The sequence below is a fragment of the Spiroplasma sp. TIUS-1 genome (assembly GCF_010365785.1).
Lineage (GTDB): Bacteria > Bacillota_I > Bacilli_A > Mycoplasmatales > Mycoplasmataceae > TIUS-1.
The window spans coordinates 95,077-113,251 of sequence record NZ_CP048387.1 but is presented as its reverse complement, the minus strand read 5'-3'; the positions used below and the strand labels follow the sequence as shown (position 1 = coordinate 113,251).

At 27.6% G+C, this 18,175-nt stretch carries 15 protein-coding genes; all 15 read right to left on the bottom strand.

Annotation, left to right across the window (positions count from 1 at the left end):
• Position 1: 1 nt before the first annotated feature.
• Positions 2-1,111, bottom strand: coding sequence for a pyruvate dehydrogenase (acetyl-transferring) E1 component subunit alpha (pdhA, locus tag STIUS_RS00515; RefSeq protein WP_162649328.1), 1,110 nt, complete (start codon positions 1,109-1,111; stop codon positions 2-4).
• Positions 1,112-1,122: 11 nt separating this feature from the next.
• A complete protein-coding gene (locus tag STIUS_RS00510; RefSeq protein ID WP_162649327.1) occupies positions 1,123-2,121 on the bottom strand; it encodes a lipoate--protein ligase in 999 nt (332 codons plus the stop codon).
• A 147-nt stretch (positions 2,122-2,268) separates the two neighbouring features.
• On the bottom strand, positions 2,269-3,165 hold the full coding sequence (locus tag STIUS_RS00505) for an RluA family pseudouridine synthase (RefSeq protein WP_162649326.1): 897 nt from the start codon (positions 3,163-3,165) through the stop codon (positions 2,269-2,271).
• Between the two features lie 11 nt (positions 3,166-3,176).
• Positions 3,177-4,109, bottom strand: coding sequence for a CPBP family intramembrane glutamic endopeptidase (locus tag STIUS_RS00500; protein ID WP_162649325.1), 933 nt, complete (start codon positions 4,107-4,109; stop codon positions 3,177-3,179).
• A gap of 49 nt (positions 4,110-4,158) precedes the next feature.
• Entirely contained in the window at positions 4,159-4,656 is a 498-nt protein-coding gene (locus STIUS_RS00495) for a PTS glucose transporter subunit IIA (protein ID WP_162649324.1), read from the bottom strand.
• Positions 4,657-4,680: 24 nt separating this feature from the next.
• Positions 4,681-6,396, bottom strand: a complete 1,716-nt coding sequence (ptsP, locus tag STIUS_RS00490; protein WP_162649323.1) for a phosphoenolpyruvate--protein phosphotransferase — start codon at positions 6,394-6,396, stop codon at positions 4,681-4,683.
• 111 nt (positions 6,397-6,507) lie between these two features.
• Positions 6,508-7,038, bottom strand: a complete 531-nt coding sequence (locus tag STIUS_RS00485) for a hypothetical protein (RefSeq protein WP_162649322.1) — start codon at positions 7,036-7,038, stop codon at positions 6,508-6,510.
• Position 7,039: 1 nt separating this feature from the next.
• Positions 7,040-10,471 (bottom strand): AAA domain-containing protein, encoded by a 3,432-nt coding sequence (locus tag STIUS_RS00480; protein WP_162649321.1) that lies wholly within the window; start codon positions 10,469-10,471, stop codon positions 7,040-7,042.
• Between the two features lie 141 nt (positions 10,472-10,612).
• Positions 10,613-10,876, bottom strand: a complete 264-nt coding sequence (locus tag STIUS_RS00475) for an HPr family phosphocarrier protein (protein WP_162649320.1) — start codon at positions 10,874-10,876, stop codon at positions 10,613-10,615.
• Between the two features lie 36 nt (positions 10,877-10,912).
• Complete coding sequence (locus tag STIUS_RS00470; RefSeq protein WP_162649318.1) at positions 10,913-13,078, bottom strand: ATP-dependent helicase; 2,166 nt, start codon at positions 13,076-13,078, stop codon at positions 10,913-10,915.
• Positions 13,071-13,742, bottom strand: coding sequence for an RDD family protein (locus tag STIUS_RS00465; protein WP_162649316.1), 672 nt, complete (start codon positions 13,740-13,742; stop codon positions 13,071-13,073). The genes STIUS_RS00470 and STIUS_RS00465 overlap by 8 nt, the downstream gene beginning before the upstream one ends.
• Before the next feature lie 21 nt (positions 13,743-13,763).
• Positions 13,764-14,735 (bottom strand): glycosyltransferase family 2 protein, encoded by a 972-nt coding sequence (locus STIUS_RS00460; protein WP_162649315.1) that lies wholly within the window; start codon positions 14,733-14,735, stop codon positions 13,764-13,766.
• A gap of 52 nt (positions 14,736-14,787) precedes the next feature.
• On the bottom strand, positions 14,788-16,146 hold the full coding sequence (gene asnS, locus STIUS_RS00455) for an asparagine--tRNA ligase (RefSeq protein ID WP_162649314.1): 1,359 nt from the start codon (positions 16,144-16,146) through the stop codon (positions 14,788-14,790).
• Positions 16,147-16,154: 8 nt separating this feature from the next.
• The gene (locus tag STIUS_RS00450) at positions 16,155-17,366 is read right to left on the bottom strand and encodes an alpha/beta hydrolase (RefSeq protein WP_162649313.1); all 1,212 of its coding nucleotides are present in this window, start codon (positions 17,364-17,366) and stop codon (positions 16,155-16,157) included.
• Between the two features lie 11 nt (positions 17,367-17,377).
• Positions 17,378-18,175 carry a MurR/RpiR family transcriptional regulator gene (locus STIUS_RS00445; protein ID WP_162649312.1) on the bottom strand — a complete coding sequence of 266 codons (798 nt, stop codon included), beginning with the start codon at positions 18,173-18,175 and terminating at the stop codon, positions 17,378-17,380.

Sequence of the window (18,175 nt, the reverse complement as noted above, 5' to 3'; positions counted from 1 at the left end):
ACTAGTGTCCTCCTTTTAATACTTGCGGATATTTATCAATGAACTCTTTGGCTTCAGCCAATTGGTCATTTAGATCATCTGTCATTTTTTCATATGTATATTTGAAAATATCTTCCAATGGGTAAGCCTTTTTCTTTTCTGCAAGATCAAATTCAGATCTTACTAAATCACTTTGTTCTTTATCCAATTGTTCTTGTTTTTTTTCATCTCAAATATTTAATGAAATTAAATATTTTTTCATTCTTACTAATGGATCAAATTTTACCATTTCTTCATACTCACCTTTTGGACGATAAACATCAGGATTATCAGATGACGAATGGGCTCCCATTCTGTATGTATCAAATTCAATCAAAATTGGTCCGTTGCCTTTTCTTGCATATTCTATTGCATCAGCTGATGCTTTATATGAAGCAAGAAAATCATTTCCATCAACTTTGATAGAAGGCATACCTGTTGCAATTCCTTTTACTGCAAAGTTCATTGATTTAGTGGCTAATCTAACTGGAGTTGAAATAGCGTATTTATTATTCTCAATAATAAATACAACGGGTAAATTATGTAAGACTGCAAAGTTCATTGCTTCATAAGTTTCACCCTCTGATGATCCTCCATCCCCGGTTGTAGTAACCGCTACACCTTTACCTTTTCTTAATTTTTCAGCATATGCAATACCTACTGCTTGTGAGTATTGACTTCCAATGATAATGTTTGGTGGCAGTGAATTAACACCTTCAGGTGATTGGCCTCCAAACTCATTACCCATTCAGTACATCATAATTTTGTGTATTGGCATACCCATTGTTAATCATGCTGCATTGTTTCTGTATCCTGAAGCAAATCAATCTAACCCTTTTTTTAATGCAATAGTATATCCAACTTCACAAGCCTCTTGTCCTGTTGAAGAAAGAAATGAAAGTAGTCTTCCCTGGCGTTGCGCTTTATTTTGGAAATCATCTTGTCTTCTTGATAAGTTCATAATTTTATATGCTTCTATTAAATCTTTGTTTTTTAAATTTGGAACCATTGTTGGATTAACAATTTTTCCATCTTTGTCTAATATTTGTAGAACCTTATTTTTTAAGGGATCATATTTTTTTAAGTAGTCCATTTTATCCTCGTTTAATTTAATAATATTTTTAGAAGATCTTCTGGTTCAAAACTTGGACCAAAAATACCTTTAATATCTGCCTTTTTAAGACATGTTAATAATTCATCATGTTCGAAATTTATACCTATCATTTTTTCTTCTAATTGTTTAGTACCAGAGAAGCCTAAGAAGTCACCATAAATTTTGCATTCGGTAATAATATTTGAATTTATATTTAAAAATATTTCCACCATTCCTTTGTTCTCTAAATACTCCCTAAACTTAAATTCAAAATCAGAATTTTTATTTAAGTTTCATGAATTTTGACTATATTTATTTTTAACAATTTGTTCAACGTTTAATTGATCTTGATTGTCTAAGATAATTGTTTTAATTTCTTGTTTTGTTAAATACTGATCTAATAGTTTAAATTTGAAATTTTCAATATCTATTTTTTCAGAAACTTCATTATTTATATTTGTAACATTTGATTTTACTGAACTAACACTTTTTGTTTTTATTTTATCTTTACTACCAGTTAAGTATTTTTGTATCTTATCAAGGTTTGAATTAAATAATAGTGTTCCGTGCTGTAAGAATCTATTACCACTTTTCCACATAGCGTTTCCAGATATTTTTTTTCCGTTCAAAACTATATCATTCTTGCCACGTATTTCAGCTGGCGCACCCAATTTATTCAATGTTTCAATAACTGGTTGCAAACTATTTTTAAACATAGAAACAGCTGTATTATTATGGTCAGGATATATAATACTAAAGTTTACATTTCCTAAATCATGAAAAACTGTTCCACCGCCTGTATTTCGTCTAACAATTTTCACAAAATCTTTATTAGCTATTTCTAAGTTTACTTCTGATGCAACGTTTTGATTTCTACCTACAATAATTGAATTGTCATTTTGAAATATGAATAATATATTTTCTTTTGCAAATTTTCTATCTGTTACAAAATATTCTTCTAATGCCAAGTTATACATTGGGTCATTATTTTTGCTTATATATGTGTACACTGTTTGCTCCCTTTCTCCTTCTCCTTTATTATATAATTTTTTTTATTCAAAACTACATAATGACAAAAAATTACCAATCTTTTCAAATATGTTAAACAACTGTACTTATTCTTAAAATAAAAAAAACACCTTTTTATTGGTGTTTTTCTAAACTTCGTATTTAGATACAAATGATTTATTATTTAGATATTCAAAATCACTTTCAAAATTAAAAAATGCAACAGATTTTGCAACTAATGCAATTTCTCTTTTCATACTTCTTTTTGCCCCATATCTAAAGTCTCCTTCAATTGGAGAATTATAATATCCCATAACTGCACGAATTTGATGTTTTCTACCTGATCCTAAAACTATATCAGCTACGCCTCTTCTAAATTCAACAGACATCTCACAAGATTTAATTCCATATTCTTCTTCAATATACTCAGGAAAAAATAAAGATTTTTGAATATCTGAATCATATTTCATAAATCCCTTAACTTCGTTTGGTCCTTTGTATATTTTTTCTAATCTAGCAATGTATCGCTTTTCAATTTTATTTTTATCTTTGATTACTTCTAAAAAATAATCTAATGCTTTTTTATTTTTTGCATAAATAACTAAACCTTTTGTCAGTTTATCAATTCTGTGAACATGACTAACAACAAAACTATTTTCTTTATTTGGTTGATATTCTTTTTTCTTAAATAAATATGATTTAACCATTAAATCCAATGAGTCATTTATATCAGAATGCACCTCTAGATTAGATGGTTTGTCAGCAATCAATATATTTGTATCTTCAAATATTATTTTCAACTCCTTGTATGGTATCGGAACAAATTCATCTCTGTTTTGTTCAATTGCAATTTTAGAATAAATTTTAACATTGTCTCCAACATTTAAAATTACAGAATGATCTTTTACTTTCTTGTTATTAATTTTTACATTTCCTGTTCTAAATAATTTATAGATTATTGAAAGAGACATATCCTTTTGAACTTTTTTGACAAACTTAAATATTGTTTGCCCCTCATCATTTGTATTTACTGTATATTCAATCATCTTATTACTCCTTAAAATTTACTAATTACTAACGACACATATGCAATAGTATTTCACGCAATATGTATTGATGTTGAATGTCCAATTGATCCAAAAATTGTAAATGCAGCAGACATTACAAATGAACCAAATATGTATATAGGAATACTAGCAAAGTCCCCTGTATTTGTTACATGCATAGTTGCAAAAAAGATTCCACTAATTACTAGTGTAACTCATCTATTACCACTAAATAAAGCTATAAAGTAACGAATAGTTAACTCTTCAAAAATTGGAGCAGCTAATATTACAAAGAAAAATAATAATATAAAGATAAAAATCTTTTCTGTCAGATTATTTGCTATAAATATTAAATCTTCAATTGATCCTTGATTAACTGAACTCCTTATACCAGCCTTGTTCATTCCTCACCCTCATAAAAACATTAATGGCACTGCAATAACAACAGCTAATAGAACTGTGAATCATTGTTGATTTTGAAAACCACTTATAAAGTTTCTTCTAAATCCCTTAATCTTTATAAAAGCAAATATGATGACTGTAATCTGATATATTGTTTGAGTGATTAAACTCAACAGCATATTATTCAGATTTATTTGAAGTGCAGCAGCAATAAAAGAAACAAATATCAGAATGCCAATAGATATTAAATTGGCAGAGAAAAATATTACTTTATATTCATTGAAGAATTTAGTTCTTGAAGCATATATCAGGGCAAATATTCAACTAGCGATTGTGATTATCATTTGGGCAAGATCAAAACCATAAGACTCAGAAAATTGATTTCCGTTTAGTATCGTAAAAAGTAAGCTTGTTGCAAACGGAATAAACAAGGCAATCGCCATTATCATTCCACCATCTCTTTTTCAGTTAGTTACTGAAAAATAACTCTTTCATTTGGTATCATCTAATATTAATTTGTGTTTATTTTCAATCTCATTCATATGTTTATTATATATATAAAAAAATCGCCTTAGCGATTTTAGATTAATATTAAGCGATTGTAACGATTAAGTCTCCAGCTTTTACTTCTCCAGTTTTAACAATTGTCATTTTTTTACCAGCAACTGAGTCTGTCATAAAAATAATTGGTGTTTCTATTGAAGGTACTTTAGGTGTAACAGATGCAAGATCAACATTAACTAATGCTTCACCTTTTTTAATTTTGTCCCCTTGGTTAACTTTGATATCAAATCCTTCTCCTGCTAATGCAACTGTGTCTAATCCGATGTGAATTAATAATTCAACTCCGTTATTAGCTTTAATTCCATACGCATGACCTGATGGTTTGAAAACTGTTACAAGTTCTCCATCCATTGGTGATACAAAGTTTCCATTTGCAGGAACGATTGCTACACCGTCTCCCATCATTTTTTCTGCAAACATTTCATCTTGAACTTCTGTTAAGTCAATAATTTTTCCATCTACTGGTGCGAAGATTTCTAATACTGCATTAGATGCAGCTTTTACTTTTTTTGAAAATAGTCCCATGTGTTCTCCCTTACTACTTATATATTATTTTATAGTTTTTCTTACTAAATTTAACACTTCTTCTGAAGTTTCACATTCTAATGCTTTAGCTGCCAATTCTTGAGTTTCTTTTAGTGTTAATTTTGACATTATGCTTCTAGCTCTTGGAATTGATGTAGCTGACATTGAGAACTCATCTAATCCTAATCCCATTAATAATGGGACTGCTTCTGGTTCTCCTGCCATTTCTCCACACATTCCAACTCATTTTCCGTGTTTGTGTGCTCCGTCAATTGTTAGTTTTAATAAGTTTAATATTGATGGTAAATATGGTTGATATAGATATGACACTTTTTCGCTCATACGATCTGCAGCCATTGTATATTGAATTAAATCATTTGTTCCTACTGAGAAGAAATCTGCATACTTAGCAAACTTATCAGCAATAACTGCTGCTGCTGGAATTTCAATCATCATACCAATTTCTAGATCTTTTCCAACTTTCACGCCTTCTTTTTCTAATTCAGCTTTACATTCTAAAGTGAATGCTTTAGCTGCTTTGAATTCGTCAACTGTTGCAATCATAGGGAACATTATACCAAGAGGTCCAAAAGCTGAAGCTCTTAATAATGCTCTCAATTGAGTTCTAAAGATTTCTTTTCTGTCCATTGTAAATCTTATCGCTCTATAACCTAAGAATGGGTTTTCTTCGTGAGGGAATTCAAAATATGATAACTTCTTGTCCCCTCCAATATCAAGTGTTCTAATGATTGTTGGTTTACCTTTCATTAAATCAACAACTTTTTTATATGAAGTAAATTGTTCTTCTTCTGTTGGTCAGTTTGAATTATCCATATATAGGAATTCAGATCTAAATAATCCGATTGCTTCACCACCATGTGATAAAACATTTTCAACATCATTTGGAGAACCAATGTTAGCTGCTAAGATGAAATCCTTAAAACCATCTTTTGTAACTGTGGGTGCATTAATGAATTTTTTTAATTCTTGTTTCTGTGTTGCAAAAGCAGCCGCTTTTTTTTCTCAAACTTTTTTGTCTTTTGGATTAATTTCAATTTCACCAGTTAATCCATCCATTGCTACGATGTCTTTTTCTTTAACTGAATGAAGAATGTCTTTTAATCCTAATACCGCAGGTATCTCTAAACTTCTTGCCATAATAGCTGCATGTGAAGTTCTTCCCCCAACATTACAAGCAAAACCCTTAACTAGTTTTGGATTTAACTGTGCTGTCTGTGAAGGTGTTAAGTCATCTGCAACAATTACAACTTCTTCATTGATAGCTGCAAGGTCAATAATTTTTAATCCTAGTGCATGTTTTAATAATCTCTCTGAAATATCTTTAACATCAGCTGCTCTTTCTCTAAAGTAATCGTCATCCATTGCCTCAAACATAGTTACGAAATTTCCTGTAACTTCATGAATAGCTTTTGAAGCTGAGTATTGAGAGTTATTAATTAAATCTAAAATACCTTCTCCAATTGCTGGATCTTCAAGAATACTTAAGTGAGCTTCAAAGATTTCTGCTTTTTCTGCTCCTAATTTTTCAAGCGTTGTTGCTTTTAGTTTAACTAAATCATCTTTAGTCTTAGCCATAGCACTTTCGTACTTAGCAATTTCAGCTTTTGGGTCTTTTGATTTAGCATCAACAATAACTATTTTTTCTTCTTTTAAGATGAAAACTTTAGCAACCGATATACCTTCAGAAGATCCAATACCTTTGTAAACTTTGTTTGTCATTTAATAATTTCTCCTAGTGTCTCTTTAAATAATAACACTATTTAAGAATGAATTATAATCAAAAAAAATGACACTCCAAAGTGCCATTTTTAAATAATTCAATAATTTTAATTAATAATTTATTCTTGATTTTTTAGGTTTTTTTTCATGTGTTTTATAATTATTGTTTTTAGATTCATTGTTTATTAAACCATTTGAATTTACATTATTTTCATTTTTATTTTCATGCTCATCAATATATAATGTTTTCTCGTAATTTATTAATTGGGTATCTTCAGACTTTACTCTTATTTTTGTTACTTCAATTCCTCTATCTTCACAAATATACTTATTAACTGTTCTATAAACTTTGGATATCATGTTAGGACTTCTTTGTATTATTGAATCCTTTACAGCTCACAAAGTTGAACTTCTATTATCACTTATTATACTTTTAACTTCAGACACCATTGATTCATATATGTAATTGTTTTCAAAACTATAATTAGCTTTTTTAAGATATAATTTGGATTCATTTATTAATCCATATAGTATCGTTTCAAATCTTTCTTTTCTTTTAGCTTGTTCAAAAATACTTCAAATTATTAGAACTATAAAAAATATTACAGCAAAAAAAATCAAAACTCCAAAATATCATGGCATATTACTCCTTATCTATATGTAGTATTTTTTCAATACTACTTCATAGTTTATCTTTATACTTCTCTTCACTTCATCATAATGTAGATGGAATCCTTACAAACTGCCATCCTCTACTTTCCAAATAAGATTGTCTTTCAAAATCCCTTTGTACTTGAATATCGGATGAATGATAAGCTCAACCATCACACTCTATAGCAAGAATAAATTTGTTTAAATTTTTATCAAAAATTGCTTGATCTAAATAGAACCCGCTCGTTTCTACTTGAGTCTTTAATTCATATCTGCTTTTATCTAATTTGCTTTCTAAAAAATTAAATACTTCAACTTCAAATTCAGAATCAAATATTAATCCATCTCCACCTTTACTAAATAAGTTTTGATCTATGTTCAGCAATGATTTAATTTGTTCCTTAGATTCTTCATTGTCTTTTTGTAGAAGCTCAACATATCTTAAAAATTCTTTAAAATGTTTAGGTCCAAGATTATCTTGCTTAATGTTCAACACTTCAGAATTTATAGATTTAAAAATAATCATCTTCTCTTTTGCTCTTGTTATAGCAACATTTAATCTTTTTTCACCGCCAAACTGACTTAATGACCCAAATGAATTTCTAAATAACCCTTTTTCATTTTTTGCATAACCAATTGAAAATAAGATTATATCCCTTTCATCACCTTGAACATTTTCAATATTTTTAATAAATAATTCAGTACCATTTGATAAATTCATTTGTTTAAAAACATTGTTATTTACAGCAGATTCTTTTTCCAATAAATCAGTAATTAATTTTTGTTGTGGACTGTTAAATGTAATTACACCTAATGACTTATTTTGATTTAATTCTTTACTATAGAAATCAATAATGTATTTCACAATTTCTTTTGCTTCAGCATCATTTGTATTGTTAATTCATGTTCCATTTATATTTTTACATTCGATAGATCTATCATTTGCATCATTAGAATTAACTACTTTTAATTTATTTTCATAATATCTACTATTTGAAAAAGCAATTAATGGTTCACTTTTTGATCTATAGTGATATTGCAACATATATTTTTTATATCTACCTTTTGCAAGATCAATTAGTGATTCATGAGTTATCAAATCTGCAATCCCTTGGTTTTCCAATTCTAAATTGTCAATTTCATCTTCATCAATTTCTTGCTCTCCTCTAGAAGAGAAGAATGATGAAGGAGATAATTGTTTATCATCTCCAGAGACAATATATTTTTTTGCTCTAAACATTGAAGGAATACATTTTTCTGTATAAATTTGTGAAGCTTCGTCAAACAATGCAAATTCAAACTCGCCTTTTTCAAGTGGTATAAGTTTATGGTTTGCCATAACTTCAGGAGACCCAAATATAATTGGAAATAATAACTCCATTATTGGATAATATCTTTTGAATCAAGTTTTTAGTCTAACATTTGTTTTAGTACTCTCAATTTTTCTTACCATATCATTAAATAATGTCTGTAATTTTTTTTCTTTGTAAGAGTCATTAGCATCATTGTAAGTTTTAGTTTGTATGATATAAATTATTCACTCAATTCTATCTGCATATATTTGCTCTGTATCAAATAAAACTTTTGTTTTGTTGTATTGAGCTATTTTTGAATTTCAATCTGAATTATAAAAGTTGATCAAATTTTCATTTATCTTTTTGTATTTTTTAATGAATAGAAATTTAATATCCAATAGAGAGTTAATTTTTATGCTTTTATCTAATGAGCTTAATACAAACTTAAGTAAAACTAATTTGTCGTCGTTATTTTTGATCATGTTTAATAAATTCAGAATTCTGCAGTCTTGTGTTTTGAATTGATTGAATTTTTTCTTTTTAAATAATCCAAGTCTAGATTTTTGTTTACCTAAAGTGATTCAATTGAATAAAACATATTCAATTGAATCATCACTAAATAAATTTCTTCACATTGTTTTGGGTAGTTTTATTTCATTTAATGATTCAATTAATTTATTTACATTTTCAATATCGTCGTCACTGCATATACCCAAAATTAAATCAATTTCATTTATTTCAAGCTTATCTAGTTCGTTTTCTAATATTGAATATTTCTCATGATTTAATTTATTATTTGAAATTAAAGTTAAATATCTTTTACCAAGATCGGTTTTGAATAACGCTTTATATTCATTTAATTTTTTAAAAATGTTGTCAATTTCTATATCGATATTTGTTCTTTCCGTAACATAACTACCATTGTTAATATTTTTTAATACTATATTTACAGTTTCTTTGATTTTATTATGAACATTAGAAGCTTTTTCATTGTTATGTAACATTAGTACAAATAAATTTAATTTATTCATTTTGTCATATACAACAGTTGAAGCAACTTTTTTTTCAGTAACAAATATCGCTCTTTGTTTTAAGTCAATAATGTTTGCTAAAATGTTTACAATTGTTTGTGATTTTCCAGTTCCTGGGGGGCCAAAAATATACGATGAATTTGATAGAGAATTAATTACAGCTCTTTTTTGTGTATAATCCATATTTGAAATGGTTTTAATTTCATTTGTTTTTCATTCAGCTTTATCTTTTGAAAAACTATCATGAACTTCAGATGAAATTTCTTCTAAAAAATCTGGATCTTCCATTTCATCGTATGCAGATAAAATTGTACTAGAAGCAATATCAAAAACTCCAAGTGCAGCATAGTTACATGTGTAAGCATTTAATCCTAATGAACTCCTAGATATAAATTCCTTAAATAATTCTGATTTAAGTCCTTTGGGTGCAGATCTCAATTCATTATTGTAAGACTTACTTCAATTTGAATTTAAATCAATCATTTCAATTCCAACACTTTTTAATATACTTTTAAAATATGAAAAAGATTCAGTTTCTCCTAATTTTTTTTGATCACTGATATCTAATATTGAAAATGTTTTATTATTTTTATTCGCGAATATTGATAATAGTGAATTATTAATTATCTTTTCATCCTCAATAAATAACTCATATCTGTTTGTGTTTATTTTTTCAATTCTTAACTGTGTAAACATTAATGGAGCTCTAAAATATTCTTTTTCTGTATTTGCTAATACCCCTTCAATAAAATATGTCCCTAAAAATAATGCATCAACATTTTTTTCTTGATTGTATAATTTTGCCTTGTTCATAATTTGACCAAGTAATTTACAAAGATTAATTTTTCTTTTTTCATCTTCTTTTTCAGAGTGTCCTGAATTTTTAATTACAAATTTTTTTGAATTCATAGCAATTTGCAATGAAATATTTTCTTCTTTTTTAGTAGCTGAATAAATCATATTTTGATTTTCAAATTCGAATAAATCAATTGAGTGCGATGTTTTTGAAAATTGGTTAAAAAAAGTTCCAGATTTTCTATTTGTAGAAACTAGTCTTGTTTTAAAATTATTTATAACTGAGTCTTTTATATTAATCATGTTCTTACCTTTTAATAATGTGATTATATCTTCCAAAATTGTGTTATTTATTTTAATTATACTTTGACTAAATTAAATTACTTAAATTTAGTCAAAAAAATGACACTTCAAAGTGCCATTTTTTAATATAAATTGTAGAAATTAGATTAAGTTGTTTTCTTTCATAGCTGCTTCGATAGCTACGATTGCTTCTTTTTCATCTGTTCCAGTTGCTTGGATTTCTACTTCTGTATTTGTTTTAATTGCTAACGCCATAATGTTCATGATTGATTTTAAGTTACCTTCTTTTTCACCAGATTTGATTTTAATTTCTGATGTAAATTTAGAAGCTTCTTTAGTCAATATTGAAGCTGGTCTTGCGTGTAGTCCTACTGGATCTACAATAATTGCTTTAATTGAAGTCATTTTAATTTTTTCCTTTTATACTTATTAATTATATCATTAATTGCTTTTTCACCACACATTTGAATTAAGTGGAATCATTTTAGTTTTATACTTTGGATCTGAAAATGCAATGGATATGAATTTTCCTTGAATTGAAATTACCACACCCAGCCCAAAAGCTGCATGCTCAACAATATCTCCTTTTACAACTTCTTTAGAACTTGTATTAATTTGTTTTTGTTCAACTGTTGGAATAATTATTTTTGAAGACATCTCACTTGAACTGTGATAAAAAATATTTGATTCTAATTCATATAACTTAGAATCTATTTCTTCCAAAAACCTTGATGTCGATAATACCTCTCCCGCTAAATGAGAGAAAGTTCCAACCGAGTACATAATGTAAAGTTCTTCTTTTGCTCGAGTAATAGCTACATAAAATAATCTTCTTTCTTCTTCAAGAGCATTAACACTAATTTTTGAAAATCTAGATGGAAACACGTTATTGTTAACTCCAACAATAAATACAACACGTCTTTCAAGTCCTTTTGCTCCATGAACTGTAGACATAACAACTTTGTTTGGATTCTCATCGGTCTCTGCGTTAGTTACATCAATTGCTTCATTTTGTAAAAAGCTAATAAATAATTCATGTGTATTTGTAATTTCACCATCAGTAAGTTCAATGTAAGATTCCAATTGGTCATAAAATGTTAGAATGTTTGCCTTAGCTTCTTCATCTTCTCTTGACTTGGAATTAAATTGCAGTTCATATCCCAAACCGCTAACTATTCCTTGCAATATTTTTACAGGTTTTTCATTGCTATCTATTTCACTTTTAGCTGTTATAAGTATGTTCTTAAAACTTTCCAAATTTTTTGATATTAATTGCAACTCATCAAAATCCTCTAAAAATAAACTTAATACAGTTTTGTCTTTTGACTTTGCTAATGAAAATATTTTTTCAACTGTCACCGCTCCAATTTTTGGTACGTGTTTAAACACTCTATTGAATGCAATTAAATTTCCATGTGTCATCATCTTTATCATAGATGATAAATCTTTTACGACAGCCCTGTCTCTAAAGGCCATTCCCCCGTATATTTCAAATGGGATTTTTTCATTTTGAAAGGATGTTTCAAATGGTCTTGAAATCGCGTGATTTCTATAGAGAATAAAGAAATCTGAATATTTATATCCTTTTTTATTAACTAACTCATTTATTTTATTTGATACATATTTTGCTTCAAATGGTTGTGATGCAGCTTCCTTAACATGAACACTAGCTCCAGATTTTGTATCTGAATAAATATCTTTTTTTTCACGCATTTTATTTTTATCAATAAAATCATTTGCAACATCCAATATTTTTTGGGTTGAACGATAGTTTTTATTTAAGAATACAGTTCTAGCATTTTTAAAATTTTTTTCAAAATCTAAAATAATATTTAATTCACTTCCTCTTCATGAATAAATATTTTGATCTGGATCACCCACAACGGTTAAGCAACCACGATTAGCAAGTAAAAGTTTTACAATATGATATTGTGAAGTTGATGTGTCTTGAAACTCATCAACCAATATATATTCAAATTTTTGAGATCACTTAATTAAAACATCTTTATTAGAAATAAATAAATCTTCAACTTTTAAAATTAAGTCATCAAAATCAATTGAATCATTATCTTTCATATATCTTAAGTACAAGTTATAAACTTTTGCAATTTGAATTTCTTTATAGTTTGTTGAGTTATTCGGAGATATTTCAAGACGTTGATTTTTTCATCTTGAAATATATCCAATAACTTCTTTATCTTTCAATTTACTGTCAATATTATTTTCTTTTATCAACCTTTTAATTATTGTTGACTGATCTGATGTATCTACAATTTGAAATGCTGAAGTTAAACCCACACTCATAAATTCTTCACGCAAAACACGAACACCGAAAGAGTGAAATGTAGTTATAAATCTTGGAGTTGTTCCAATTAAATTATGTATTCTTTCCTTCATTTCATTGGCCGCTTTGTTAGTAAAAGTTAAAGCCAATATTCTACTTGGATGAATTCCCTCGTTTTCAATTAAATGCCCAATCTTACCAGTGATGACTCGAGTTTTTCCTGAACCTGCTCCAGCTAAAATTCTAAGGGGTCTATTTAATTCAAGTAGAGCATCTACTTGTTCATCATTTAAGGATTTAATTAAATCATTTAATTTACTCATTTTTGTCATCCTTATTTTCTAATTGTAAATCTTCTTCATTAAAAACTAAAGGAAGGTCTTTCACTATTTCATATTTTGTATCTACTTTTTTCTTTTTAATTATTGTTTCTAATCTATAAACACGAACTTTATTTTTCATGTCAACTCAAGCCAAGTTATCTGCCTGGACATAAATTGTGGCTAATGTATATATACTTCAACCAAAAAATATTATTAATCCAGCACGAGCAATTCATCCAACTTGACTTGCAGTTGCGTTTGTTTTTAAAGCCACAACAACTTCAATAATTTGAGTTAAAAGAAATAAACCTATTGGGATTATTACAAATACTAATTCTCTTGTAAATATTTTCCAAGCTCCAACTTTTGTTTTATTATCGCTCAAAACTATCAAACCAAAAATAAATTTAAACAAAGTTCTTCCATTTGTGAAAATTGGAATCAAGATAAAATATAAATTTATCATTAAAAATTGTATGAATATAATAATTATTGTTTTGACAATACTTGAATCAACATTACTAAAACAAAACATTACTACAAGTTGCAGTAAACTAACTAAGAATAAATCAAAAAATCTAGCTGCTAGCAATCTTCCTCAAAATGGTTTAACTAACTTCTTATTCAATAAAAAAGAAGGAACATCATTTGAATAATTTCTCATGGTTCCTCCTAGTTATTTAAATTATTTTGTAACTCTACCGATAAGTTTGATATGTGATTCAAAATTTTCCACCATATCTTGGAATTTTGTATCTTTTGCTTTTAAAAATACTTTATTTGATTTCATAAACTTAATTCTTTTTTCTTTTTTGAATTTCATTTCTACAAACTCAACACCTTTTTTAATAAGAACTTTATTTCCTTCTCATTGTAAATTCCATAATCATCTATGAACTAGCAATTTATAGTAAGCGTATTTAACATAATCTTCATTTACTTTATAATCATTAGTTTCTCTAAATCAATTGAAGATATGTGTTCATTGATTAACAGTATCAAACATTGAATAATCAACAGGTCTAACTGGATATGAACTTTTAATTTCATCAGCAATGTAGATATATGTTTTGGCTTTTGAAAGAAATTTATAAACGAATAATAAATCATATCTTTGATTTCTTCTAAATTTTAATTTGTTTGCCTTAGCAATTTCGGTCTTGTAAATTTTATTAAACACTAATTCTGATGTATAAGCTAATGGTTCAAACTCTGTATTTAAGTCATAAACTTTATTATTTCTTAAAAATAAAGATGATTCATATGATCTAGTTTTGTATTTCAAAGAAGTTGTATATTCAATAATGTCTGGTTGATCTTTTGATTCAATTAATGTTGCAAGAGCCTCAACAAAGTTATCACTAATTTCTTCACCGTCATTGATAAATTTAATATATTTACCTTCAGCAATTGCCATTGCATCATTTCAACAATTTGCTTTTCCTTGGTCAAGAGAATTTTTTATTAATTTAATGTTTGAATTTTCTAACATTATTTTTCTAACTTCTTTATAACCAATTGAGTCATCACCCTCTTCTGAGCTATCAACAACAATAATCATTTCATAGTCTTTCAAAGTTTGAGTTTTAATTGACTTAAGAGTCTTTTTAAAATCAATTTCATTTAATTGAGTTGTAACAATAAAACTTATAATCATGTTGTTGTCTCCTTCGGATTATTTATATTATTTTATATCAATATTTAAATTATTAGAATAATAAATTTTTAGGTGTTCTTGGAAACGGAATAACGTCTCTAATATTTTTAGCTCCAGTTAAATACATAACTAGTCTCTCAAATCCTAACCCAAATCCAGCTGATTTGAAATACCCAAACTTTCTTAAATCAATATATCATTTTAAATCTTCTGGATTAATTTTTAATTCATTACACCTTTCAATCAACTTATCATAAGAATCTTCACGTTGACTTCCACCAACCAATTCTCCTATTCCTGGTACAAGCAAATCAGTAGCTGCAACTGTAATTCCATCATCATTTAATTTCATATAAAACGATTTTATTTCTTTTGGATAGTTTGTAACAAATACTGGCTTTGCAAAGTGCTTCTCGCAAATATATCTTTCATGCTCTGTTGAAAGGTCCATTCCAAATTTAATATTAGATTCTTCAAAATTAATCTTTTTAGAAGCTTCAACTAATATATCAATTGCTTCTTTATAAGTTACTTGTTCAAAATTATCATTTGACATTTTTTGTAATCGTTCTATCAATCCTTCTTCATAGAATGATTCACAGTATTTAAGATCTTCTAAGTTATTTTTTAGAACATAGTCAATTACATGTTTTACTAATCCTTCAATTATTTCAATATCTTTGACTAAATCTGCAAAAGCAATTTCAGGTTCAACCATTCAAAATTCAGATGCATGTTTATTTGTATGTGAATTTTCAGCTCTAAATGTTGGTCCAAATGTGTAAACTGAATTAAATGATTGCGCCATTGCTTCAGCATTTAATTGACCAGAAACTGTAAGACTTGCTTTTTTTCCAAAAAAATCTTGGTCGTATTTAGCATCTTTTCTAGTTGTTACAACAAATGCTTCCCCTGCTCCTTCTGCATCATTTTCAGTAATAATTGGTGTGTTCATATATACAAAATTTTGCTTGATAAAATATTCATGTATAGCAAAAGCTGCTGAAGAGCGAATTCTGAATGTTGATTGGAAAGTTTTAGCTCTAGCTCTTAATTGAGGAATTTCTCTTAGATATTCCAAAGTATGTTCTTTTTTTTGTAGTGGATAATCTTCTGCACAGTTATCCAATAAAATTACTTCAGTTGCACTAATTTCAAATGGCTGAGGTCTATTAGGAGTTTCAATTATCATACCTTTAATTGAAACGATTGCTCCAACTCTTGTTTCAGAAAATTGAGAGTATCCTATAGTTTCTGGCTTATATACTACTTGTAAATCTTTTGCATAAGTTCCATCATCTAAAACTAAAAAAGAAACAGCTTTACCTTGCCTGTTAGATCTAACTCTACCAATGACTGTAATCTCTTTTTTTAACTTTTTAAATTCTTTATATATATCTATTATTTTCAAAATATCTCCTATTCTAATAATTTAGATTTAACGTCTCTTTTGTCGTTTTCATCAAATACTTTTAATTGTCATTCTTCTCTAATATTTGCAGCCATTTGTTTTTGATTTTCATCAAACAAATTTAAGCTCTCTAAGAATTCAATAATAATTTCATTATATTTTTTAAAATGAAACTTAATGCACTGTGTATGTGGGGCTGATGAAAAAACCTTAATCCTATCATCAATGTGCCCTTTGTAATATCTTGTTCTTTTAATCACATATTCATATGTTTCTTGGTTCATTGTTTGCTTGTCATCCAATGAATGAAAAAACAATGTGGGGAATAATTTAAAATCAGATTCTGAATTAGCTCTATTTTTTAAAAATCTAAACAAGTTAATATCTTTATAACTAATAATTTCATCATCAATAATTGTGGATGATTTATCCATTTTTGCAATAAACTTTTCAAACAATTCTGCTTTTCTTTTTTTTCTAATTCATCAACTAAGTCTTCTTGAAAAATGTCATATTAGTTTTGATATGTTTACATATCCTGCATCAGAAACAATAAATTTTAAGTTTAAATCATCTAATTCTTTATAGTATTTTAGTGACGCGAAGTTTGCCACAAACGCTCCCATACTTGTTCCAAATAGTCCCATTTCTTCAACCTGTCTATTTTGGTGTAGTCAACGAACTGCAGTAATGAAATCATGTGTTTCGTTGACTCCAAGTGTTGTTATCTTGTCTTCAGAATTACCATGTCCACGAAAATCAATTGCCATAAGGTTATAACCTAATTTAGCAAATATTTGAGCATGATATGTGATTCAAAATTTATTACCTGTAAATCAATGACTTATAACGACTCACTTTTTTGAACCTACATTTGGTTCATAAACCATACCATTTAACTTAGTTCCATCAAATGACAAAATATTAAATTCTTTCAAATTTTCTGAGTCATTAATCATAAGCTCTGGTCTTTTATAGAATTTTTTGACCATATTATTATATTTAGCAACTTCTAAATCTATATATGGTTGTTTACTATTTTTTAATATTTGTTTTCTAATTTTGCGACTTGGCTTATAATTATTTTCAAATGCTCCATAGAAAATAGATAAAAACTTTTTTGTTCTGTTGACAATTGTTGTTTGTTGAACTTGTCTTTGTATTAGTTCAGTGGTGTTATTTTTTGATGTGTTCCTACTGTCTAATCTATTTTCTTCCATGTTATCCCTTTTTATTTCTTACTTTTACTATTATGTATATTTAATAAGTTTGCGATTATCATATCGTTGAAGAATGTGTAAATTCCAACATCTGATATTTGAATAAGGTCATCTGATTTGTTAGTTGAAGTTACAATTACATGCTTAACATCAATGTGTTCTTTAATACCCTTAGCTGGTTCTTTAATACCAATAAATATAATTTTTGCTCCAGCATTTTTAATTTCTTGTACAAAATTTTTAAATCTTTCTGATTTATAACTTAGAGTTGAATAAAGAATAAAAACATCTTTTGAAGTAGTGTTTTCAATAACATCTTTAATAACTGATTCTTCTTTATCACTTAATATTGGTCTTGAACCAATTTTGTAAATAACTCTTCATAATTGTCTTGCAGGGGCTGCAAGTTCACTATCTCAATAAATTATATTAATATTTTCAGCTTCTGTAATTAAATCAACTGTAAATTCTAAGTTTTTTTCGTCAAATGAATTAAACCCTTGATTAATTATTTCAATGTATTTGTCCTTGATAGATTCATCAAATGATTGGTTTGAACTTTTTCTTGTTTGATCAGCATCAAACTTAATTGTAGAAAGTAGCTCTTTGTATCCACTTAATCCAGCTTGGTTTATTAGAGCATAAATAGCACTGTATCCCGTTTTTGCTTCTTGTGCTAATTTTTCAATTCTCATATCCTCGTCTGCGATAGTTAAAAAGTTTTTACTTATGTATTCAATTAACTTCTTTTCTTTTGGTGTTAAATCACTTGGATTTATTTTTGCAATGTTTAGTGCGAATGATTTCAT